Source organism: Sellimonas catena (assembly GCF_027924685.1).
Classification (GTDB): Bacteria; Bacillota; Clostridia; order Lachnospirales; family Lachnospiraceae; genus Sellimonas; species Sellimonas catena.
The window spans coordinates 1-23,737 of sequence record NZ_BSBO01000010.1; the positions used below are offsets into that span (position 1 = coordinate 1).

At 47.6% G+C, this 23,737-nt stretch carries 21 protein-coding genes; 20 read left to right on the forward strand and 1 reads right to left on the reverse strand.

Annotated elements, in window-relative coordinates:
• Window positions 1-221: 221 nt before the first annotated feature.
• The 16 genes from Selli1_RS06015 (at window position 222) to Selli1_RS06090 (ending at window position 20,164) form a co-directional block, all read left to right on the forward strand.
• A complete protein-coding gene (locus Selli1_RS06015; RefSeq protein WP_191436606.1) occupies window positions 222-872 on the forward strand; it encodes a helix-hairpin-helix domain-containing protein in 651 nt (216 codons plus the stop codon).
• A gap of 12 nt (window positions 873-884) precedes the next feature.
• A complete protein-coding gene (locus tag Selli1_RS06020; RefSeq protein ID WP_087167390.1) occupies window positions 885-1,574 on the forward strand; it encodes a response regulator transcription factor in 690 nt (229 codons plus the stop codon).
• Window positions 1,531-3,006, forward strand: coding sequence for a sensor histidine kinase (locus Selli1_RS06025; protein WP_087167389.1), 1,476 nt, complete (start codon window positions 1,531-1,533; stop codon window positions 3,004-3,006). Before Selli1_RS06020 ends, Selli1_RS06025 begins: the two co-directional genes overlap by 44 nt.
• A 12-nt stretch (window positions 3,007-3,018) precedes the next feature.
• Window positions 3,019-3,954 (forward strand): GerMN domain-containing protein, encoded by a 936-nt coding sequence (locus Selli1_RS06030; protein ID WP_087167388.1) that lies wholly within the window; start codon window positions 3,019-3,021, stop codon window positions 3,952-3,954.
• A gap of 3 nt (window positions 3,955-3,957) precedes the next feature.
• The gene (locus tag Selli1_RS06035) at window positions 3,958-6,156 is read left to right on the forward strand and encodes a DNA internalization-related competence protein ComEC/Rec2 (RefSeq protein ID WP_281844535.1); all 2,199 of its coding nucleotides are present in this window, start codon (window positions 3,958-3,960) and stop codon (window positions 6,154-6,156) included.
• Between the two features lie 40 nt (window positions 6,157-6,196).
• A complete protein-coding gene (holA, locus tag Selli1_RS06040) occupies window positions 6,197-7,174 on the forward strand; it encodes a DNA polymerase III subunit delta (RefSeq protein ID WP_281844536.1) in 978 nt (325 codons plus the stop codon).
• A 44-nt stretch (window positions 7,175-7,218) separates the two neighbouring features.
• Window positions 7,219-9,033, forward strand: a complete 1,815-nt coding sequence (gene lepA, locus Selli1_RS06045; protein ID WP_087167385.1) for a translation elongation factor 4 — start codon at window positions 7,219-7,221, stop codon at window positions 9,031-9,033.
• A gap of 88 nt (window positions 9,034-9,121) precedes the next feature.
• Complete coding sequence (gene hemW, locus Selli1_RS06050; protein ID WP_281872501.1) at window positions 9,122-10,318, forward strand: radical SAM family heme chaperone HemW; 1,197 nt, start codon at window positions 9,122-9,124, stop codon at window positions 10,316-10,318.
• Entirely contained in the window at window positions 10,315-11,157 is an 843-nt protein-coding gene (locus Selli1_RS06055; RefSeq protein WP_281872503.1) for an EamA family transporter, read from the forward strand. The genes hemW and Selli1_RS06055 overlap by 4 nt, the downstream gene beginning before the upstream one ends.
• Window positions 11,158-11,277: 120 nt before the next feature.
• Window positions 11,278-12,318 (forward strand): heat-inducible transcriptional repressor HrcA, encoded by a 1,041-nt coding sequence (gene hrcA, locus Selli1_RS06060; RefSeq protein ID WP_087167382.1) that lies wholly within the window; start codon window positions 11,278-11,280, stop codon window positions 12,316-12,318.
• 53 nt (window positions 12,319-12,371) lie between these two features.
• Window positions 12,372-12,992, forward strand: coding sequence for a nucleotide exchange factor GrpE (grpE, locus tag Selli1_RS06065; RefSeq protein WP_087167520.1), 621 nt, complete (start codon window positions 12,372-12,374; stop codon window positions 12,990-12,992).
• Between the two features lie 31 nt (window positions 12,993-13,023).
• Window positions 13,024-14,898: a molecular chaperone DnaK gene (gene dnaK, locus Selli1_RS06070; protein ID WP_087167381.1), complete on the forward strand. Its 1,875-nt coding sequence runs from the start codon at window positions 13,024-13,026 to the stop codon at window positions 14,896-14,898.
• A 145-nt stretch (window positions 14,899-15,043) separates the two neighbouring features.
• The gene (dnaJ, locus tag Selli1_RS06075) at window positions 15,044-16,243 is read left to right on the forward strand and encodes a molecular chaperone DnaJ (protein ID WP_087167380.1); all 1,200 of its coding nucleotides are present in this window, start codon (window positions 15,044-15,046) and stop codon (window positions 16,241-16,243) included.
• Window positions 16,244-16,490: 247 nt separating this feature from the next.
• A complete protein-coding gene (locus Selli1_RS06080) occupies window positions 16,491-18,386 on the forward strand; it encodes a heavy metal translocating P-type ATPase (protein WP_281844540.1) in 1,896 nt (631 codons plus the stop codon).
• A 95-nt stretch (window positions 18,387-18,481) separates the two neighbouring features.
• Window positions 18,482-19,219: an ABC transporter ATP-binding protein gene (locus Selli1_RS06085; protein WP_087167378.1), complete on the forward strand. Its 738-nt coding sequence runs from the start codon at window positions 18,482-18,484 to the stop codon at window positions 19,217-19,219.
• A gap of 21 nt (window positions 19,220-19,240) precedes the next feature.
• On the forward strand, window positions 19,241-20,164 hold the full coding sequence (locus Selli1_RS06090; protein WP_087167377.1) for a SufB/SufD family protein: 924 nt from the start codon (window positions 19,241-19,243) through the stop codon (window positions 20,162-20,164).
• A gap of 42 nt (window positions 20,165-20,206) precedes the next feature.
• Here Selli1_RS06090 and Selli1_RS06095 read toward each other — a convergent pair whose 3' ends face one another.
• Window positions 20,207-20,605 carry a metal-dependent transcriptional regulator gene (locus tag Selli1_RS06095; RefSeq protein WP_087167376.1) on the reverse strand — a complete coding sequence of 133 codons (399 nt, stop codon included), beginning with the start codon at window positions 20,603-20,605 and terminating at the stop codon, window positions 20,207-20,209.
• Between the two features lie 156 nt (window positions 20,606-20,761).
• Between Selli1_RS06095 and Selli1_RS06100 the strand changes: the two genes are divergently transcribed.
• The 4 genes from Selli1_RS06100 to Selli1_RS06115 all read left to right on the forward strand — a co-directional run bounded on the left by Selli1_RS06100 (window position 20,762) and on the right by Selli1_RS06115 (window position 23,711).
• A complete protein-coding gene (locus tag Selli1_RS06100) occupies window positions 20,762-21,940 on the forward strand; it encodes an iron-containing alcohol dehydrogenase (RefSeq protein ID WP_281844542.1) in 1,179 nt (392 codons plus the stop codon).
• 85 nt (window positions 21,941-22,025) lie between these two features.
• Window positions 22,026-22,403, forward strand: coding sequence for a RidA family protein (locus tag Selli1_RS06105; RefSeq protein WP_087167374.1), 378 nt, complete (start codon window positions 22,026-22,028; stop codon window positions 22,401-22,403).
• Between the two features lie 13 nt (window positions 22,404-22,416).
• Window positions 22,417-23,259 carry an Mrp/NBP35 family ATP-binding protein gene (locus tag Selli1_RS06110; RefSeq protein ID WP_087167373.1) on the forward strand — a complete coding sequence of 281 codons (843 nt, stop codon included), beginning with the start codon at window positions 22,417-22,419 and terminating at the stop codon, window positions 23,257-23,259.
• A complete protein-coding gene (locus tag Selli1_RS06115; RefSeq protein ID WP_281844544.1) occupies window positions 23,256-23,711 on the forward strand; it encodes a free L-methionine (R)-S-oxide reductase MsrC in 456 nt (151 codons plus the stop codon). The genes Selli1_RS06110 and Selli1_RS06115 overlap by 4 nt, the downstream gene beginning before the upstream one ends.
• Window positions 23,712-23,737 lie beyond the last annotated feature (26 nt).

Here is a 23,737-nt window from a genome sequence, read left to right on the forward strand (position 1 = left end):
AGAGCATTCTGTTAAAAAGAAACATAAAATGATCAGATAAAGTCCGAGCTGAATTGTCTGAAAATAAAAGAAATAAACTGATATCAAAAAAAGAAGAAAAAGTGCCAACGATTACTTGACACATACTCCAGTGGAAATAGAGTTGTAATTTAAAAAGAAATTCGTTACAATAGAACTATCTGCATAGAGGGGGCTTTTATCGGCTGCGGTAAAGGAGTACTATGCATAGAAAGAAAAGAAAATTGTTTTGTATGGCGGCAGTTCTGATTTTTCTGGTGTTTGCAGGATGCGGCGGTAAGGAGGCCGAACCGGAAGAGACGGTGGTGCTTCTGGAGGAAGAGTCAGAGAAAGAGGCTGTTTTGGAAGAAGATACTGAGCAGAAATCTGCCGGGGAAGAAGAGTCAAAAGACCGGAAGAAGACAGAGACGGAGATGATTGTTGTCTACGTCTGCGGGGAAGTCCAAAAAGAAGGTGTTGTGACGCTTCCTGCCGGAAGCAGAGTTTATCAAGCGATCGAGATGGCGGGCGGCGTGACTGAGGAGGCCGAGGCTTCCTGGCTGAATCTGGCGGAGGTTCTGACAGATGGAGCCAGGATTTACGTGCCGGACAAAGAGGAAGTAAGCGGAGCAAATCCGGCAATCCCGCAAGGAGCCGGAAGCGGATCCCCGGAAGCAGCCGGTGGGCTGGTCAATCTCAACCAGGCTTCCAGGGAGGAACTGATGACGCTTCCGGGGATCGGTGAGGCAAAGGCTGAGGCGATTCTTCAGTACAGAACAGAACATGGGAACTTTGATTCCATCGATGAAATTAAAAATATTTCCGGTATCAAGGATGGAGTTTTTGAAAAGATTAAAGATAAGATAACAGTGTAGCGAGGGAGAAACATGGCAAAAAGGGTATTGGTTGTAGACGATGAAAAACTGATTGTAAAAGGAATACGCTTCAGTCTGGAACAGGACGGCATGGAAGTGGACTGCGCATACGACGGGGAAGAAGCTTTGGCCTATGCACGGGACAATGATTACGACATGATTCTTCTGGATATCATGCTTCCGAAGCTGGACGGGTTTGAAGTATGCCAGCAGATCAGAGAATTTTCGGATGTACCGATTGTGATGCTGACGGCAAAAGGCGACGACATGGACAAGATTCTTGGACTCGAGTATGGTGCGGACGACTATATCACAAAGCCGTTTAATATTCTGGAGGTAAAGGCAAGGATCAAGGCCATCATGCGCCGGACAGGCAAGAAGGAAAAAGATGGAAAAGATGCGAAGGTCATTGTCAAAGGAGACTTAAAGCTTGACTGTGAGAGCAGAAGAGTATTTTCCAAAGACAGAGAGATTAACCTGACGGCAAAAGAATTTGATCTTCTGGAACTTCTGGCCCACAACCCGAACAAGGTATATTCCAGAGAGGATCTGTTAAATCTTGTCTGGGGATATGAGTATCCGGGCGATGCAAGGACTGTGGATGTACATATCAGAAGACTTCGTGAGAAGATCGAAGTGAACCCGAGTGATCCGAAATATGTATATACAAAATGGGGAGTTGGTTACTATTTTAGGGGGTAAGTTAAAACTCAGGCACCATCCGTTTAAAAGTCTCAGGTTTCTGATTTTCCTGCTGATTCTTTTTATGGGAATGGTGCCGTGTCTGATTTTACGTTTTGTGGTTCTGCGGTCCAACGAGAGCCACTCTGTCTCAATCCGCATGGCAGAGATTCAGAATCAGTGTACGATTCTCTGCAACCAGCTTTCCGTGCTGGACACACTTTCGGGAGATATCCCGGAGACGATCGACGCGGAGATCACACAGTTTTCCAACATTTATAACGGCCGGGTCATGATTATCGATCAGTCTTACCGGATCATTGAGGATTCGTACGATCTGGATGCGGGCAAGACGATCATTTCCGGTGATGTGATCAAGTGTTTTGAAGGTGAAACAGTCAGCAATTATGACGACCGGAACAGCTATATCGAAGTGACATCTCCGATTCAGGGGACTGCGTCCAAAGAGATTGTCGGTGTTATGCTCGCAAGTGTTTCCACGGACAATATTGTGGATATTCAGGAAAATCTGAGACAGACGCTGGATATTATCATCATTACGGTGTTTGTTGTATTGATTGCGGTGGGCGTGCTGATCAGCTTTTACATTACGCGTCCGCTGAACCGGATTACAAAAGCAGTCGAAAACATGACAGAAAGTTATGAGGAAGACGATCTCCATGAAAATGCATTTCTGGAGACCATCCGGTTTTCGGAGGCGTTCAACAAGATGATCGGAAGGTTCAAGGTTCTGGACGAATCGAGACAGGAATTTGTTTCTAATGTCTCACATGAGTTGAAGACGCCGCTTACTTCCATGAAGGTGCTGGCGGATTCTCTTCTTTCCCAGGAGGAAGTGCCGGCAGAGCTCTACCGGGAGTTTATGGGAGATATGTCGGAGGAGATCGAACGGGAGAACAAGATTATCAACGATCTCTTGTCTCTTGTGAAGATGGATAAGACTTCCAACGATATGAATATCGAAATGCTGGATATTAACCTCATCGTAGAGCGGATTTTAAAAAGACTCAAGCCGATCGCGCAGAAACAAAATATCGAGCTTGTATTTGAGACATTCCGTACAGTGGAGGCGGAAGTAGATGAGACAAAACTTTCCCTCGCAGTCAGCAATCTGGTGGAAAATGCCATCAAGTACAATCATGAAAATGGCTGGGTGCATGTATCGTTAAACGCAGACCATAAGTTTTTCTATTTAAAAGTGGCGGATTCCGGAATGGGAATTCCAAAAGAAGCGCAGGAACATATTTTCGAGAGATTCTACCGCGTGGACAAATCTCATTCCAGGGAAATCGGAGGAACGGGACTTGGGCTTGCCATTGCACGAAGCGCTGTGATCATGCACAGAGGGGCTATCAAAGTGTACAGTGAAGAAGGGGAGGGCACGACGTTTACCGTGCGGATTCCGTTGAAATATGTGGCAAATGCAAAATAAGAGGAGGAGACCATGAAAGGAAAAAGGATTGTATCATTTCTGCTTGTCATACTCATGGCGTCTGGTCTCCTGTCCGGCTGCAGGAGAGGAGAGCAGGTCAAGCAGGGAGAGTTTGGACTGTTTTACTTAAGTGCGGATAAGACGGAACTTGTGAGAATTGCCGGGGAAAAGAAAGACGGGTCAAAGGCGGAGCAGGTACAGTATGTGCTGGATGCACTGGAAAAACCGGCTGAAGAGTCAGAGGACTATCAGACCCCGTTTCAGAATGACGTGAGGGTGGAAGAGTTTGAGATCGACGGAAAACAGGTGGATCTTACTTTTAATGAGAAATACACATCTCTGGATGCCGCAGAAGAAGTGCTTCTGAGAGCGGCGGTTGTAAAATCACTGGTACAGATTTCCGGGATCGATTATGTCTCTTTTTATATCGGAGAGGAGCCTTTGATGGCGGCAGACAATACGCCGGTCGGCCTGATGAGTAACGAGGATTTTATACAGAATGTCGGATCTTCGCTCCACTCCTATCAGTCTACGTCGCTGACACTTTATTTCGCCAACAAAGACGGGGACAAACTGGTTAAGGAAACGGTAAATAATGTCCGGTACAACAGTAATATCTCCATGGAACGTCTGGTGATTGAGCAGCTGTTGAAGGGGCCGTCCTCTTCGGGAGCCTATGCAACGATTCCGGCCAATACCAAGATCTTGAGTGTATCCACAAGGGATCAGATCTGCTATGTCAATTTTGATCAGGAACTGATGAACATGAAATCCAATGTAAAGCCTGAGATCCTGATTTACTCGATCGTCAATTCGATTGTGGAGAGCGGGATGGCAGGCCAGGTACAGATTTCCATCAACGGTGAGAGTAATATCAACTTCGGCGAAAGCGTTCCGCTGGACCAGCCGTTGTCGAGAAATCTGGATCTTGTGGAAGGAGAAAAATAAAGATTGAAAAACAGGCCGCTTGCAGTAATGTGCCTTGTTTTTCTTGTGATCCGCTGTCTGGTCTTCTGGGCGGGAGCCAAATGGGAGTTCCCGCCGGAAGTACTGCGGATGGACGGAGAAAAGATCTGTGTGAGCGGGCGTATTTTTAAAAGAGAACAAAGGGAAAAGGGCCCGACATGGTATCTTCGTGCGGGAGACAGGGCGTATATCATCTACAGCTCCGAGTGGAGCGATTACAGGATCGGCAATACGATCATAGTCACAGGCACCTTTCATCTGTTTGAAAGGGCTTCTAATCCGGGAACATTCGATTCCCGGTCTTATTATCAGAATCAGAATATCTACGGAATGATCTTTCCGGAATCAATCAAAGTTACAGACAACACAATTCAATATGGAAAAGAATGGATTGCCTCTCTTCGGGAGCGGTGGAAGAAAGAACTTCTGGACAGAATGGGGGACGAGGGTGCGGTTTTAAGCGGAATTCTCCTGGGAGATAAAAGTGCCCTGGATCCGGAGGTGAAAGAGCTGTATCAGAAAAACGGAATTGCTCATCTTCTGGCGGTCTCGGGGCTTCATGTGTCCTTTATCGGCCTTTTGATTTACCGGACAATGCGAAAGGCGGGAGTCCCGTTTTCTGGAAGCGCCGCCCTGGGCATCCTTGTTTTGCTCCCGTATGCGGTGATGACGGGATTCAGTGTCTCGGCAAGAAGAGCAGTTTACATGTATTTTATCCGGATGGGAGCAGAGGTGACGGGAAGAGTCTATGACCTTTTGACAAGCCTTGTCGTTTCCGCTGCTGTGATTGTGGGGACAGCGCCTCTTTCCGTATTTGATCCGGGATTTCTCCTCTCGTTTGGTGCGATCTTTGCCATCTGGGGAGGGGAAGAGCTGCGAATCCGGTTGGAGGAACTGAAAGAAAAGGAAAGAAAAAAAGAGAAAACTCCTGGAATAAAAAGGAAGAAAACCATCCGGCAGAAACTGCTTTGGGCAGCGTATCCGGGGCTGTGCATTCAGCTTCTGACCTTTCCTGTCCTTCTTTCTTCCTATTATGAATTTCCGCTGTACTCGGTCCTTGTGAATATCTGGGTAATTCCGATGATGTCGGTTGTCATGGGAGCCGGTCTTTTGGGAAGCATCTGCTGTCTGGTGCTGCCCCCTCTTGCGGATGTCATTCTCTGGATCAGTAAGGCGGTTCTGATGTTTTACGAATGGAACTGCCGGATCATGCTGAAACTGCCTTTTGCAAGAATTGTCACCGGAAAACCGGATACAATCCAGATTCTTCTCTATCTGTTTTTACTGATGCTGGTATATCTGCTGTTCCGAAAAGGAAAGGGAAAATCGGGGATGTCCGCCCTTATATTTGCACTGACTCTGCTTCTTGGCCCATGGAGCCAGTATTACGGAGAGCTGAAAGTCACCATGATAGACGTGGGTCAGGGGGACGGGATTTTGATCCGGATGCCGGGAGGACTGGACTGTCTGGTAGACGGAGGAAGCACATCGGAAGAGATGCTGGCAAAATACACGCTGGAGCCGTTTCTGGAAAGCAAGAGAATCCGGATGTTGGATTATGTCCTGATTTCCCATGGAGATACGGATCACATCAGCGGGATACAGGAAATGCTGGAGCGCCAGGATGTGGGCGTCGGCATCCGGACACTGGTTCTGCCCGAGCAGCATCTGTGGGATGAAGGTCTTGAAAATCTGGCACGGACCGCAAAAAGAGCAGGGACAAAAGTGCGGACCATGAAAGCGGGGGAAGCAATCCGGGACAGGGCAGGGACAGAGCTTTCCTGTCTTGGCCCTTCCGAAGAATATGGAGGAGAACCGGGAAATGAAGCATCCATGATTTTAAAGCTTTCCAGCGGGAAGTTTTCCATGCTCTTTACCGGGGATCTGGAAGGAGCAGGAGAAGAAGACTTCTTACAGGGAGAAAGCGGTTCAGGAACCTATACCGTACTGAAAGTTCCCCATCACGGATCTGACGGAGCAGCGACAGAAGCGTTTTTAGAACAGAACAATGCAAGGTATGCACTGATTTCTGCGGGAAAAGACAATCCATACGGACATCCGGGAGAAAAGCTTCTGAAACGTCTGGAAACCTGTGGAATCCAGACATTCTGTACAAAAGAGGACGGAGCCATCACATTGCTGGTCAAAGGGGAGACAATGACCATCCGAAAATTTTTGGAATAGGGTGTTTACGGAAAAACATGTTCTATGCTAGAATAGCGGTATGAAAAGTTTAAATGAAGATCTCAAAACAGGACAATTTAAACAGGTATATCTTTTGTACGGTGAGGAGAGCTATCTCAAAAAGCAGTATAAGGACAGGCTTTCCAAGGCGATGCTCCCCGAAGGGGATACGATGAATTATGCGTATTACGAGGGGAAGGGAACGGATGTCAGACAGGTCATCGATCTTGCCGAGACGCTTCCGTTCTTCGCCCCGCGACGACTGATTGTGATGGAGGACACCGGATTTTTCAAAGGCGCCTCTCCGGAGCTTGCGGAGTATATCCGCAGCATGCCGGAGACGACGTGCTTTCTTTTTGTGGAGAGCGAAGTGGACAAGCGGGGAAAGCTTTACAAGGCGGTAAAGGAAAAAGGGCGCATTGTGGAGATGGCCAGACAGGACGGCAGTACTTTGCAGAAATGGGTACTCTCCATGGTGAAGAAGGAAGGACGGCAGATTACCCAGTCGACGGTCCGGTATTTTCTCACGAAAGTCGGGGAAGATATGGAAAATATCCACGGCGAGCTTGAGAAGCTGTTCTGCTATACTCTTGGGAAACAGGAGATTACCATTCATGATATAGAAGAAATCTGTACGACCCACATAGACAACAAGATTTTCGACATGGTCAATGCCGTGGCAGATCAGAAGCAGAAGCAGGCGCTGATGTATTATTATGATCTGCTGGCCTTAAAAGAGCCGCCGATGCGGATTCTCTTTCTGATGACACGGCAGTTCCGGATCCTGCTGGAAGTATCTGAGATGAACAGACGGGGATACGGGAAAAAAGAGATCAGTGAAAATGTCAAGGTTCCGCCGTTTGCGGTGGGACGCTATCTGGCACAGGCACAGAAGTTTTCTCCTTCCAGTCTTCGGCAGATTCTGGAGGACTGTGCTTCGACAGAAGAGGAGGTCAAGACAGGAAGGCTTGCCGATACAATGGCGGTGGAGCTTCTGATTGTACAATACAGTAGTTAATATAAGATACAGCAGTTATAATGAGTTGATTGGAGGATTTTACATTGTCAGTAATTGATCAAAAACATATACGGAATTTCTGCATCATTGCCCATATCGACCATGGGAAGTCGACGCTTGCGGACCGGATCATTGAAGATACCGGACTTCTGACAAGCAGGGAGATGCAGTCCCAGGTACTGGATAATATGGATCTGGAACGGGAAAGAGGAATCACAATCAAGGCACAGACAGTCCGCACAGTCTACAAGGCAAAGGACGGGGAGGAATACGTTTTCAACCTGATTGACACGCCGGGACATGTGGACTTTAACTATGAGGTATCCAGAAGCCTTGCGGCCTGCGACGGGGCAATTCTCGTGGTGGACGCGGCACAGGGCGTGGAAGCACAGACGCTTGCAAATGTCTATCTGGCACTGGATCACGATCTGGATGTTTTTCCGGTAATCAATAAGGTCGATCTGCCGAGTGCGGATCCGGACCGTGTGGCAGAAGAAATTGAAGACGTCATCGGAATTGAAGCCACAGACGCACCGCGGATCTCCGCCAAGACCGGACTGAATATCGACCAGGTGCTCGAAGAGATCGTGCATAAGATTCCGGCACCGGAAGGAGATCCGGAGGCCCCGCTTCAGGCACTGATCTTTGATTCGGTCTATGATTCCTATAAAGGAGTCATCGTATTCTGCCGGATCAAAGAAGGAACCGTAAAAAAAGGAACCAAAATCCAGATGATGGCAACCGGGGCAAAAGAAGAGGTTGTAGAAGTCGGCTACTTCGGAGCCGGACGCTTTATTCCATGTGACGAACTGAGCGCAGGAATGGTCGGCTATATCACCGCCAGCATCAAAAATGTAAAAGACGCCAGAGTCGGCGATACCGTTACAGACGCAGATCGTCCGTGCGACGAGCCGCTTCCGGGATATAAGAAAGTCAACCCGATGGTATACTGCGGTATGTACCCGGCAGACGGAGCCAAGTACCCGGATCTCCGGGATGCCCTTGAGAAGCTTCAGTTAAATGACGCTTCCCTTCAGTTTGAGCCGGAGACGTCCATTGCCCTCGGATTCGGATTCCGCTGCGGCTTTTTAGGACTGCTTCATCTGGAAATTATCCAGGAGCGTCTGGAGAGAGAATACAATCTGGATCTCGTCACAACCGCACCAAGCGTTATCTATAAAGTCCACAAGACTAACGGTGAAGTGATTGAACTTACAAATCCGTCCAACCTGCCGGAGCCAAGTGAGATCGACTACATGGAAGAGCCGATGGTAAAGGCGGAAATCATGGTAACCTCCGAATTCATCGGGGCAATCATGGACCTCTGTCAGGAACGAAGAGGCGAATACCAGGGAATGGAATACATCGAGGCGACCAGAGCGGTCCTTCACTACCACCTGCCGCTCAATGAGATCATCTACGATTTCTTTGACGCCCTGAAATCTCGATCCAGAGGATACGCATCCTTCGACTATGAGATGCTCGGATACAAACAGTCCTCCCTCGTGAAACTCGACATTCTTGTCAACAAAGAAGAGGTGGATGCCCTTTCCTTCATCGTCTTTGAAGGAAGCGCATACGACAGAGGACGCAAGATGTGCGAAAAATTAAAAGAAGAAATTCCAAGACAGCTGTTTGAGATTCCGATCCAGGCAGCCATCGGCGGAAAGATCATCGCAAGAGAAACAGTAAAAGCACTCAGAAAAGACGTCCTTGCAAAATGTTATGGAGGAGATATCTCCCGAAAACGGAAACTCCTCGAAAAACAGAAAGAAGGAAAGAAACGAATGCGCCAGGTAGGAAACGTAGAGATTCCACAGAAAGCATTCATGAGCGTACTGAAACTCGACGACAAATAGTCAGAATTGTTTTATTTTTTTCATTGGGGACGTGTACCGATGCACAGGTACACGTCCCCAATAATGATTATGAAATGAGGATAAATAGATGAAACAAGAACTGGAAATATATATTCATATACCTTTCTGTGTGCAGAAATGTGCGTACTGTGATTTCCTGTCCGGCCCTGCCGGAAAGGAAGAACAGGAAGCGTATGTCCGGGCTCTTCGGAGGGAGATCAGCGTTGCTTCGAAAATGGCAGAGGAATATGAAGTCAGCACTGTCTTCCTTGGAGGCGGTACGCCGTCGATTCTGCCGCCGGAGGCAGTTGACGGGATTCTCAGGACGGTGAGGGAATCATTTTCGCTTTCTCCGAATGCGGAGATTACTATGGAACTCAATCCAGGGACTGATGGAAAAGAGAAGATGGAAGCGTATCGAAAGGCCGGGATCAATCGTTTGAGTATCGGGTTACAGTCTGCGAATGACCAGGAGCTCCATACTCTTGGAAGAATTCATACATGGCAGGATTTCCGAAACACGTATGAGGCGGCGAGAAAGGCAGGTTTTGTCAATATTAATATCGACCTGATGTCTGCGATTCCGGGCCAGACGCTGAAAAGTTATGAGAAGACACTGGAACGGGTATGCAGTCTTTGTCCGGAGCATATCTCGGCGTACAGTCTGATTCTGGAGGAAGGGACGCTGTTTTGGAATTGGTATGAGAAGACGGATCATCCAAAGGACCATCCGCCCCTGCCGGATGAGGAGACTGAGCGGCAGATGTATGAGCGGACAAAAGAGATTCTGCAAGGATACGGATATGAACGGTACGAAATTTCCAATTACGCAAAGAAAGGGAAAGAATGCAGACACAATATCGGTTATTGGAGAAGAATTCCGTATCTGGGATTTGGAGTCGGGGCAGCCTCTCTTTTTGAAGAGCAGAGGTGGAGTAATCTCCGGGACAGGAAGAAATATGTGGAAACCTGGAGTGAAAACGAGCCGAAAGAAGCGCTGCTTCTGACAAGGGAAGAAGTGCAGAAACTATCCGGGCGGGAAGCTCAGGAAGAGACGATGTTTCTGGGGCTTAGAATGATGGAAGGTGTTTCCGAAGCAGAGTTTGCGGCGCGGTTTCACCATACGGTGGAAGAAATTTATGGAGATGAGATCCGGGAACTGGAACAGGAGCATCTCATACAAAGAAAGCAGGGGCGTATCGCTTTAACAGACCGGGGAATTGATGTGAGCAATCATGTGATGGCCTGCTTTCTGCAGGATGAGGGAGAGGAGGAAAGCTCATGATCAATCTGATTCTGGCAGTTCTTTGCAGCGCAGGTGTTTCCATTTTCATGCGTGCAAGTGAGACGTACTGTCGGGGAAAATACGGGATTCTGCTGATGAACTACGCGGTCTGCGTCATTGCAGGGCTTTTGACAACGGGAAAAAACCTGGGACATATCGGGGAAGCCGGTACTATGACAGCCGTGGGATTTGGCGTGGTGACCGGTCTGCTTTACTGCGGGGCGTTCATTCTCCTGCAGTGGAATGTGCGGAAAAACGGCGTTATCCTGTCCTCTACCTTTATGAAGCTTGGCGTGATCGTCCCGTCTGCACTTGCAGTCCTCTGGTTTGGAGAAAAACCGGGATGGAACCAGGGAATCGGACTTCTGATTGCGGTGGTTGCCATTTTGCTCATCAATCTGGAGAAAGGAGCGGTCCGGACGGGAGGAAGCTCCAAGGCCGGACTTGTACTTCTTTTACTTGGCGGAGGCCTGGGAGATGCCATGGCCAAGTTTTATGACGCATACGGGAAAACATCCTTTGGAAGCTTTTTCCTGATGCTTTCCTTTCTTGTTTCCGGAGTAATCAGTGGTCTGCTTGTTGCACGAAACAGGGAGCGGATTACAAAAAACGAAGTTCTATTTGGAGTTCTCATCGGAATCCCAAACTATTTTTCGGCCCGGTTTCTGCTTTGGGCGCTGGCCGATGTCCCTGCAGTCATCGCCTATCCGACCTACAGCATTGCAGCGATGGCAGTGATCGGAGCAGCAGGAGTGCTCCTTTTCAAAGAGAAACTTACGAAAAGGCAGTGGGTAGCGTATGGAATGATAATCCTTGCTGTGGGACTTCTGAATATGTAGAAAGACACAAAAAAGATACAGAATCGGTGTTGACAAATGTGTGCGGGAGTGCTAAATTAGTAAACGTAGATATTAGCACTCGAAATAAATGAGTGCTAATAAGGCGGAAGGAGGATCTGAATGGAATTAATCCGGGAACTGAGTGAAAGAAAACTGAAGATATTAAAAGCAGTCATTCAGAACTATCTGGAGACAGGTGAGCCGGTTGGTTCCAGAACAATTTCCAAGTACACCGATCTGAATTTAAGTTCCGCTACAATCCGGAATGAGATGGCGGATCTGGAAGAACTTGGATATATTTTTCAGCCTCATACGTCTGCAGGACGTATTCCGTCTGACAAGGGATATCGGCTTTATGTCGATATGCTCATGCAGGATAAAGAGCAGGAAGTGACGGAAATCAAGGAACAGATGCTTCAGAAGGCGGATAAGATGGATCAGCTTTTGAAACAGGCGGCGAAAGTACTGGCTAACAATACAAATTACGCCACGATGGTATCCGCGCCTGTCAGCATGAAAAACCGGCTGAAATTTATTCAGCTTTCCCAGGTTGATGAGGAACAGTTGATCGCAGTCATTGTGCTGGAAGGAAACATTGTCAAGAACCAGATCATCCGGGTTGACCAGGATCTGGGAAGCGAGACGCTTCTAAAGCTGAACATGCTTTTGAATACGACGCTGAACGGCATGTCCATCGATCAGATTACACTGGGACTGATTGCCAAGCTCAAAGAACAGGCAGGCATTCACAGCGGAGTGATCAGCGATGTGCTGGATGCGGTAGGCAATGTGATTCAGCTCGATCAGGACATGGAGATCTATACAAGCGGAGCCACCAACATTTTCCGTTATCCGGAATTATCCGACAAGCAAAGCGCACAGGAAATCATCAGTGCCTTTGAGGAAAAACAGCAGCTTTCGGAACTTGTCACCCAGACACTTTCCAGTGACACTAAGGGAATACAGGTTTATATCGGAAATGAGACTCCGGTACAGAACATGAAGGACTGCAGTATTGTGACAGCAACCTATGAATTAGGAGAAGGCATGCAGGGAACGATAGGGATTATCGGACCGAAGCGTATGGACTATGAACATGTCATGGACACACTGAAAACACTGCAGACTGAGCTGGATACGATATTTCACAAAAAAGAATAGAGCAAAAGCAGAAAGGTGGTATCCTGGTGGGAGAAAGTAAGAATCAGGAAGAAATGGTAAAAGAGGCCGTAGAAGAAGCGAAAAAGCAGGCTGAGCAAAACGGTGAGATTCCTGTAGAGGATGAAACCGCACAGGATGAAGCGGAAGAGACCGGCGCGCCGGAAAGCACAGACGGCCAGGAAGCTTCGGACGACGGCAAAGAAAAGAAGGGATTCTTTAAAAGAAAGAATAAAAAGGATCCAAAAGATGAGAAGATCGAAGATCTGACCGATAAGCTGACACGCCAGATGGCGGAGTTTGACAATTACAGAAAGCGTACTGAAAAAGAAAAATCGGCCATGTATGAGATTGGAGCAAAGGACATCATTGAGAAGATCCTGCCTGTTATCGATAATTTCGAGAGAGGGTTCCAGAGCGTTGAAGACGGAAAGAAAGACGATCCGTTTGTAGACGGCATGGATAAAGTATATAGACAGCTTATGAAGACGCTGGAAGACGCAGGCGTCAAGCAGATCGAGGCCCTGGGACAGGAATTCAATCCGGACTTTCATAATGCGGTGATGCATGTGGAAGACGAAGAAGCCGGTGAGAATATTATCGTGGAGGAATTCCAGAAAGGGTATATGTACCGTGACAGTGTGGTAAGACACAGCATGGTAAAAGTAGCTAATTAAGAAAAATGAAATAAATCAGGAGGAATGCATTATGGGCAAAATTATTGGTATTGACTTAGGTACAACAAACAGTTGTGTTGCCGTAATGGAAGGTGGACAGCCGACCGTTATCGCAAATACAGAAGGCGCAAGAACGACTCCATCCGTAGTCGCATTTACAAAGAACGGAGAACGTCTTGTAGGTGAACCTGCAAAACGTCAGGCAGTTACAAATGCAGACAAAACAATTTCTTCCATCAAAAGGAAGATGGGAACAAATGAGAAAGTAAACATCGACGGAAAACAGTATTCTCCGCAGGAGATTTCTGCAATGATCCTTCAGAAACTGAAAGCAGACGCAGAAGGATACCTTGGTGAGAAAGTGACAGAAGCAGTTATTACAGTGCCTGCTTACTTTAATGATGCACAGCGTCAGGCAACAAAGGATGCCGGTAAAATCGCAGGACTGGATGTAAAACGTATCATCAACGAGCCTACAGCAGCAGCACTTGCTTACGGACTTGACAATGAAAAAGAACAGAAGATCATGGTATACGACCTTGGCGGCGGTACATTCGACGTTTCCATCATCGATATCGGAGACGGTGTTATTGAAGTACTTTCCACAGCCGGAAACAACAGACTTGGCGGTGACGACTTCGACCAGAAGATCACAGACTACATGCTGGCTGATTTCAAGGCAAAAGAAGGCGTAGACCTTTCCAATGACAAGATGGCTCTTCAGAGATTAAAAGAAGCGGCAGAAAAAGCAAAGAAAGAACTTTCTTCCGCTACAACAACCAATATCAACCTTCCGTTCATCACAGCAACATCTGAAGGACCGAAACATTTTGATATGGATCTGACAAGAGCAAAATTTGATGAACTGACAAGCGATCTGGTAGAAAAGACAGCAGAGCCTGTTCAGAGAGCGCTTTCTGACGCAGGACTTCGTCCGTCAGATCTTGGCCAGGTACTTCTGGTAGGTGGTTCTACACGTATTCCGGCTGTACAGGATAAAGTAAGACAGCTGACAGGAAAAGAGCCAAGCAAATCTCTGAATCCGGATGAATGTGTTGCACTTGGTGCTTCCATCCAGGGTGGTAAACTTGCCGGAGAAGCAGGCGCAGGCGACATCCTTCTTCTTGATGTTACACCACTGTCACTTTCCATCGAAACAATGGGTGGTGTTGCAACAAGGCTGATTGAAAGAAATACAACAATCCCGACAAAGAAGAGCCAGATCTTCTCTACAGCTGCAGACAACCAGACAGCAGTAGATATCAACGTTGTACAGGGTGAAAGACAGTTCGCAAGAGACAACAAGTCCCTCGGACAGTTCAGACTGGATGGAATTCCGCCGGCACCACGTGGAATCCCGCAGATTGAAGTAACATTCGATATCGATGCAAATGGTATTGTAAATGTATCTGCAAAAGACCTTGGAACAGGAAAAGAACAGCACATCACAATTACAGCAGGTTCCAACATGTCTGATGAAGATATCGACAGAGCAGTTAAAGAAGCAGCAGAATTTGAAGCGGCAGACAAGAAGAGAAAAGAAGCTGTTGATACAAAGAATGAGGCAGATGCGATTGTATTCCAGACAGAAAAAGCACTTAAAGATGTTGGAGACAAGATCGATGCAGCCGGAAAATCAGCAGTAGAGGCTGATATTCAGGCTCTTAAGGATATCCTTGCAAAATATCCGAATGCAGAAGAAATGACAGAAGCGAATATCGCTGAAATCAAAGCTGCAAAAGAGAAACTGATGACAAGTTCTCAGGAACTTTTCACAAAGATGTATGAGCAGGCAAATCCACAGGGCGGTGCTCAGGGAGCAGGACCTCAGGGTGGAAATGCACAGTCAGGACCGGCACCGGAAGGATATGACGATGTCGTAGACGGAGACTATAAAGAAGTATAATCCTGCCGGATAACAGGCAGAACACAGAGATTGCGCCCGGCGCAATCTCTGTGCGTGTGTGGATTCCGGCTTGATCCGGGGTCCCCGATACCGAAATGTAGGATACGCGGCAGCGCCTACTGTATAGAAAGGGAAGGTAACGATTATGGCAGAGGCAAAGAGAGACTACTATGAAGTCCTGGGAGTATCCAGAGATGCCGATGACGCAACACTGAAAAAAGCATACCGTCAGCTTGCGAAAAAATATCATCCGGATATGAATCCAGGAGATGCGGAAGCAGAAAGAAAGTTCAAAGAAGCTTCTGAAGCGTATGCTGTATTAAGTGATCCGGATAAGCGCCGTCAGTATGATCAGTTTGGTCATGCGGCATTTGAAGGCGGCGGTGCAGGCGGTGCAGGCGGATTCGGCGGCTTTGATTTCAGCGGTGCGGATTTCAGCGATATTTTCGGTGATATTTTCGGAGACTTTTTCGGCGGCGGAAGAAGAAGCGGCCGCACCAGTAACGGCCCGATGAAGGGGATGAATATCCGGAAAGGAGTCCGGATCACCTTTGAAGAGGCTGTGTTCGGCTGTGAAAAGGAAATTGAGATCGTTCTGAAAGATCCATGTGAGAAATGTCAGGGAACAGGAGCAAAACCGGGAACCAGTCCGGAGACGTGTCCGAGATGTGGCGGCAGAGGCCAGGTTGTCTACACCTCACAGTCTTTCTTTGGAACGGTGCAGAATGTACAGACATGTCCGGACTGTCATGGCTCCGGCAAGATTATTCGTGAAAAGTGTCCGGACTGCGCAGGAACCGGTTATATCTCAAGCAAGAAAACCATTCAGGTATCAATTCCGGCCGGAATCGACAATGGACAGAGTGTCAGAATACGGGACAAAGGTGAGCCGGGTACCAATGGAGGACCAAGAGGAGATCTGCTTGTGGAAGTAACGGTATCCAGACATCCGATCTTCCAGAGACAGGACATGAATATTTTCTCCACAGCGCCGATTTCATTTGCACAGGCAGCCCTCGGCGGAGATGTGCGCATCAAGACGGTGGATGGGGAAGTCATCTATACTGTTAAACCTGGAACAAAGACAGATACGAAGGTAAGACTGAAAGGCAAAGGAGTACCGTCCGTGCGGAATCCAAAGGTGAGGGGAGACCAGTACGTCACCCTTGTGATCCAGACACCGGAAAAATTAAGTCCGGAAGCAAAGGAAGCACTCAAACGGTTTGACGCTCTTTCAGGCAATTCCCTGAATCAGCCGGAACCGGAAAAAGAAAAACCGGAGAAACCGAAGAAAAAAGGCTTTATGGACAAATTAAAAGAGACCTTCGAGGAGAGGGACGATTAAGAAAACATACAGCTGCGGGGAGAAGCAACCCGCAGCTTTTTTCTGCTGAAAACCCGTTCGGAAGATTTTCTGAAAACCTATTGACAGGGCTTGCAATTCTATGTATAGTTAAAACGAAATATATGAATAATTGCTCATATGTTTTAATAAAATACCGGAATTCCAGGATTGAAACAAATGCCAGGATCCGGAATGATTATACAGGCTGGCAGTGGGAAGCACAGGCCTGCCGGAAGGGAAAAGGAAAATGACGAAAAAGCAGAAAAAGATGCTGGTAAGAATTGCTGTGGCATTTCTTCTCTATGCAGTACTCTTGATTCTTAAAGAGACAGGAACTGTGAAAGGAATGAAAGAATTTCCGAAAGGATTTCTTCTTTATCTGATTCCATATCTGGTAATAGGCTGGGATATTTTGTGGAAGGCAGCCAGAAATATCCGGAACGGACAGATTTTTGATGAAAACTTTCTTATGACGCTTGCTACTTTCGGGGCATTTGGAGTAGGTGAATATGCGGAAGCGGTTGCCGTCATGCTCTTTTATCAGGTAGGGGAATGGTTCCAGAGCTATGCGGTGAACCGTTCAAGGGCATCGATCGCGGAACTGATGGATATTTGTCCGGAGTATGCCAACATGGAGGAGGATGGACAGCTTGTCCAGGTCGATCCGTATGATGTTCAGACTGGAAGTGTGATTATCATTAAACCGGGTGAGCGGATTCCGCTTGACGGAGTGGTGGTGGATGGAACTTCTATGATCGATACATCCGCATTGACAGGAGAATCGGTTCCAAGGAAAGTGACTCCGGGATCCGATATCATCAGCGGATGTATTAACGGAAGCGGTATCCTCCATGTACGTGTGACAAAAGAGTTTGAGAATTCTACAGTTTCCAAGATTCTGGAGATGGTGGAAAATGCCAGCAGCAAGAAGGCAAAAGTGGAAAACTTCATTACCAGATTCGCAAAGTATTATACTCCGGTAGTTGTCATTGCGGCAGTGATTCTTGCGATTCTCCCTCCGGTCGTTCTGGGAGGAGGATGGAGTAACTGGATCCAGAGGGCGTGTATCTTTCTCGTGATTTCGTGTCCGTGTGCTTTGGTAATCTCTGTACCGCTCAGTTTTTTTGGTGGTATCGGGGCTGCATCCAAGGCCGGGGTACTTGTGAAAGGAAGCAATTATCTGGAAGCGATGGCGGATGTGGAGACAGTTGTTTTTGACAAGACCGGAACACTGACAAAAGGGGAATTCAAGGTGACTGAGGTTCTCCCGGAGCAGAAGAAAAGGGAGCTTTTAACCCTTGCCTACGCGGCGGAAGCGTATTCCGATCATCCTATTGCCCAGTCCATACGGGAAGCATATCTGGAAGAAAAAAAGGATGTGACGCCGGAAAAGATCAGTGATGCAAAAGAAATTTCAGGATGCGGGATCTGTACCGTTTACCGGGGGAAAGAGCTTCTTGCCGGAAACGGGAAGCTGATGCAGACATACGGGATCTCGTTTGAGCCGTACCGGGGTATCGGAACGGTTGTATATCTCGCATTGGACGGAAAATTTGAAGGAACAGTTGTAATTTCCGATACGATCAAAGAGCAGGCGCCGGAGACAATCCGTCTTCTCAAACAGTCCGGCGTGAAAAAGACCGTGATGTTAACCGGAGATAAAAAAGAGGCCGGGGAGGAAGCGGCAAAAGAGCTGGGAATCGATGAAGTCTATACAGAACTACTGCCGGGAGATAAGGTAGAACTGGTGGAACAGCTTCTTGACGAGATGAGCGGCAGTGGAGAAAAAAGAGCAAAACTTGCCTTTGTCGGGGATGGTATCAATGATGCTCCGGTTCTTGGAAGGGCAGATGTGGGAATTGCCATGGGAAGCATGGGATCAGATGCGGCCATTGAGGCGGCGGACATTGTCCTGATGGATGATGATACGGCCAAAATCGCGAAGATTACGGCGATTGCCAGAAAGACCATTCGGATTGTCCGCCAGAATATTGTATTTGCTCTCGCGGTGAAGGCGCTCGTGCTGGTTCTGGGCGCATTTGGAATGGCCAATATGTGGGAAGCGGTTTTTGCCGATGTCGGAGTTGCAGTCATCGCAATCCTTAATGCCATGCGGGCACTGAAGACAGACGGCAGTAAATAGGAAAAAGATGTTGTAAAGAAGCAGGAATGTGTGTTTACTTTACGGCATCTTTTTGGCATACTAAATCATGAACAGATAAAAGGAGATGGGGAAACATGCTGAAAGTAGAACACCTTTCTTATGAAATAGAAGAAGATGGAAAAAAGCAGGAAATACTAAAAGATGTCAGCTTTGAAGTAAAAGACGGAGAGATGCTCGTTGTGACCGGACCAAACGGCGGAGGCAAATCCACGATTGCCAAACTCATGATGGGGCTTTATAAAGCGACCGAAGGGAAGATCTGGCTGGACGGGCAGGACATTACGAGTCTTCCGATTTATGAGCGTGCGAAAGCTGGAATTGGTTTTGCGTTTCAGCAGCCGCCCCGGTTTAAAGGAATGACTGTCAGAAGACTGCTGAGCCTGGCTGCGGGAACGGATCTTCCGAAGCATATCTGCTGCGGGCTTTTGAGCCGGGTAGGCCTCTGCGCGGAGGAATATCTGGACCGGGAAGTGGATGCGACTCTTTCCGGAGGCGAGATGAAGCGGATTGAGATTGCCACGGTTCTTGTGAAAAAGCATAAGCTCTGCATTTTTGATGAACCGGAGGCCGGGATTGATCTTTGGAGTTTTGCCATGCTGGTAGAAGAATTTCAAAAGCTTCATACGGAGAAAAAGGAGAGTCTGCTTCTGATCTCTCATCAGGAACGGATTATTCAAATGGCGGACCGTGTCATGATTATTGACGGCGGACAGGTGACAAAGTGCGGACCAACACAGGAGATTCTGCCGTATCTGACAGGAGAAGCCATCAGCCATCCACAGTGCCTGAAAAATCAGGGCGCAGCGGTATAAGAAGGAAGAAGGTGCAAGAAGATGATGCTGGATAAGATTACAGAGAAAGTACTTCGTATGATTGACGGGGAAGGATTCAAACAGGAAGGAGCCTTCAATCTGCGTGAAAACGGAATTTCCATCTGCCACGGGGACAGCGAGCATGTCAAAATCCGCAAAAAAGAGGACAGGCAGGGAATTGATATCTATATTGATAAAGATACGAACGGAGAGACGGTACACATTCCGGTTGTTGTTTCCAGTTCCGGAATGACAGATGTTGTCTACAACGATTTTTACATTGAGGATGGAGCAAAGGTAACCATCATTGCAGGATGCGGAATCCACAATTCCGGATGCAACGATGCAAGACATGACGGAATTCATACGTTCCATATCGGAAAGAATGCGTCCGTCCATTACGAAGAAAAGCATTATGGTGAAGGAGAAGGAACAGGAGCCCGGATCTTAAATCCGGTAACCGATATCTATGTCGGCGAAAACTCCATTTTTACCATGGACACGGTACAGATCGAGGGAGTGGACTCGACAAAAAGGGAAACCGATATTACCATGGAGGCGGGAAGCCGTCTTACCGTGACAGAAAAACTGATGACACACGATAAACAGGAAGCGGTCTCCAACATGAAGGTGATTATGAACGGGGATGCAAGCTCGGCACAGATCATTTCACGGTCCGTGGCAAAGGGAGAGTCCATCCAGACCTTCCATCCGAGGGCAGTCGGAAAGGCGGCCTGCCATGCCCATATTCAGTGTGATTCGATTATTATGAATGATGCTCAGGTACGCTCCATTCCGGAGATTGACGCGAGAAATGTGGATGCTCAGATTATACATGAAGCGGCAATTGGAAGGATCAACAGTGAACAGCTTTTGAAGCTTCAGACGTTTGGACTTAATGAGGAGGAAGCGGAAGGCGTCATCATTGAAAATTTCCTCAACTAAACAGAAAGGAAAAAACAGGGAGGTTATGCCTCCCTGTTTTGACTACATCTTCACATCATTTAAATCCATAATTTCCTTGTGGCTGTATACATGCTGCTTTAAGGCCTCAAAACTTTCCGGGCTGATGACATGTTCAATCCGGCAGGCGTCCTGAGTGGCAGTTTCCCTGGAAACGCCGAGATACATCAGGAAGCTGGAAAGAAGGGTGTGACGCTCGTAAATGGTCTCAGCAATCTCATGCCCCTTTTCTGTCAATGCGATATAGCCGTCCTTGTCCATCAAAATATATCCATTCTCCCGCAGGTTTTTCATGGCTACACTGACACTCGGCTTTGAAAAAGAAAGAGCAGTTGCGATATCAATAGAACGGACATTTCCTTTTTCTTTTCCCAGCATCAGGATTGTTTCCAGATAATTTTCAGCGGATTCCTGTATCTTCAACAGAGTGCCTCCTTCCATATATAGTATCTTTGTAGTTTAGGATAACATATTTGTTGTGATAGTTCAAATACTTCTGAAAAATGAACCGGGAAATGGCAGCAGGAAAAAGATTATGGCGAAATAGGCTAAGAAACAGTCTTGGAAGGAGGACGATAGATGCGGAATTTTACATATTGTGTGCCGACAGAGATTGTGTTTGGAAAAGACACAGAAGTTTCCTGCGGCAGAGAAGTGAAAAAGCATGGAGGGACAAAAGCGCTGATTGTATACGGCGGAGGCAGCGCCAGAAGATCGGGGCTGCTGGAGCGGATTGAAAAGTCGCTGGAAGAAGAGGGAATCGCCTATGCAGAGTTTGGAGGCGTAAAACCAAATCCAGGGCTTGCATTTGCGGAAGAGGGGGTGGAAAAAGGGATCCGGGAGAAGGTGGATTTTATCCTGGGCGTAGGTGGAGGCAGCGCTATCGATACGGCCAAGGCCATTGCCCATGGAGTGGCAAATCCCGGGATTCCTCTTTGGGATATCTGGATGAAGAAAGTGCCTCTGACCAGGACGACAAAGGTCGGCGTTGTGCTGACGATTCCGGCCGCGGGAAGTGAGACAAGCGACTCTGCGGTCCTTACCAATGAAGTGATCGGGAAGAAATCGGGTCTCGGAACGGAGCTGAACCGGCCGGCCTTTGCCATTATGAATCCGGAGCTTACCTTTACACTTCCGAAATACCAGATCGGATGCGGGATTGCGGATATCATGATGCACACACTGGAACGGTATTTTATTCCGGACCAGGAAAACCGGATGACGGATGAGATTGCGGAGGGACTTCTGCGGACCGTTATCGACAGTGGAAGAAAGGCGCTTCAAAATCCGGCGGATTATGATGCCATGAGCGAGCTGATGTGGTGCGGCAGTCTTTCCCATAACAACCTGACGGGCCTTGGAAGAGCAAAAGACTTTTCTGTCCACAAGCTGGGGCATGCCTTGAGTGCAAGATTTGACTGTGTCCATGGGGCAACTCTTACCGCAGTCTGGGGCTCCTGGGCGGAGTATGTGTGGACCAATGATGTGAACCGGTTTGTCCACTACGCAAAACAGGTCTGGGGCATTGAAGGCAGTGGGGAAGAAACGGCAAGAGAAGGAATTGAAAAGACCGTATCCTATTTTAAAAGTATTGGAATGCCGGTATCGCTTGGGGAACTCGGAATCGGAATTCAGGATGAAAAAACACTGGAAGAGCTGGCTATGGACGCGACGATGAATGATACCGTCCGGCTTTCCGTACTCCGCCCGCTCGACGCTTCCGATGTGCTGGAAATTTTCCGGAAAGCCAATCACTAGCAATTGCCAAAGCAGGAGAAAAGGTGTTATACTATAACAAGATGCAGTAATACACTGTAAATATCGATAAGAGGAGTGACAGACGATGAAAGTAGTAGCAACAGAAAAAGCACCAAAAGCATTAGGGCCTTATTCTCAGGGATATGTATCAGGAGGAGTATTTTACTCAGCAGGACAGATTCCGATCAATCCGGCAACGGATACAGTAGAGGCTGACACAATTGAAGGTCAGGCAGAGCAGGCATGCAAGAATGTCGGCGAAGTATTAAAAGCAGCAGGAACAGATTTTGATCATGTTGTAAAGACAACATGCTTCTTAAGCGATATGGCTAATTTTGCAGCATTTAATGAAGTATACGCAAAATATTTCACATCCAAACCGGCAAGAAGCTGCATGGCAGTGAAGGAACTGCCGAAGAATGTACTTTGCGAGATCGAAGTGATCGCAGCAGTAGAGGAATAGGAGCATTAAAGACATGGCAGAAGAAAAGAAACAGGAAAGCTGTCCTTCAGAAGGATGTGCCGGATGTGCTCATGCATCGACATGTACCAGCCAGAAGAAGGATTTCAGAAAACCGGCGAATCCGTATTCAGCGGTCAGAAAAGTGATCGGAGTCATCAGCGGAAAAGGTGGAGTCGGTAAATCCATGGTTACGGCATCCCTTGCAAGAATGATGATTGAGAAAGGATATACGGCGGGAATTTTGGATGCAGATATCACAGGGCCATCGATCCCGAAGATGTATGGAATCCATGAGCAGGCCCTTGGAAATGAAGAGGGAATGCTTCCTTGCGTAGCAAAAGACGGAACGAAGATCATGTCTGTCAATCTGCTTCTGGAGAAAGAAGATACCCCGGTCATCTGGAGAGGACCGATCATCGCAGGCGTGGTGACTCAGTTCTGGACCGATGTCATGTGGGGTGACGTAGATTATCTCTTCGTAGATATGCCTCCTGGAACCGGAGATGTACCGCTTACGGTATTCCAGTCTCTTCCGGTGGACGGTGTCGTAATTGTGACATCTCCGCAGGATCTTGTCAGCATGATTGTAAAGAAAGCATATCATATGGCAAAAGACATGAATATTCCGGTACTTGGAATCGTGGAAAACTTCAGTTATCTGGAGTGCCCGGACTGCGGACGGAAGATCGAGGTCTTTGGAAAGAGTCATATTGAAGACATTGCAAAAGAACTGGAGATTCCGGTACTCGGCCGGATTCCGATCGATCCGAAGCTGACAGAAGCAGTGGAAAACGAAGCCTTTGACCAGGTGAACAATGCATACTTAAGCGATGCAGCACAGGTGTTGGAATCATGATCGATTATCGCCTTTTAAAAGAACAGATGGATGCACTGACCGGGACGCAGAGCCGTCCTGTTCCGAATCTGGCCAATGCGTCCGCATTACTCTGGCAGATACTCCCGGATCTGAACTGGGCCGGATTTTATCTGATGGAGGATGGAGCGCTTTACCTTGGACCATTTCAGGGAAAGACAGCCTGTATCCGGATCCCTCTGGGACAGGGAGTATGCGGAACTGCGGCACAGAAAGATCAGGTGCTCAGAGTGTACGACGTACATGAATTTGAAGGGCATATCGCCTGTGACAGCGCATCGAATTCCGAGATTGTCCTTCCGATCCACGACGGAGACGACGTCATTGGAGTGCTGGATATTGACAGCCCGCTTGTGGGACGCTTTTCCGAGGAAGACGAAGAGGGATTAAAGGAAATCGTAAGAGTGCTGGAGAAAAACTGCATATGGAAATAATCAGAAACTCTGTACAGACAGAACAT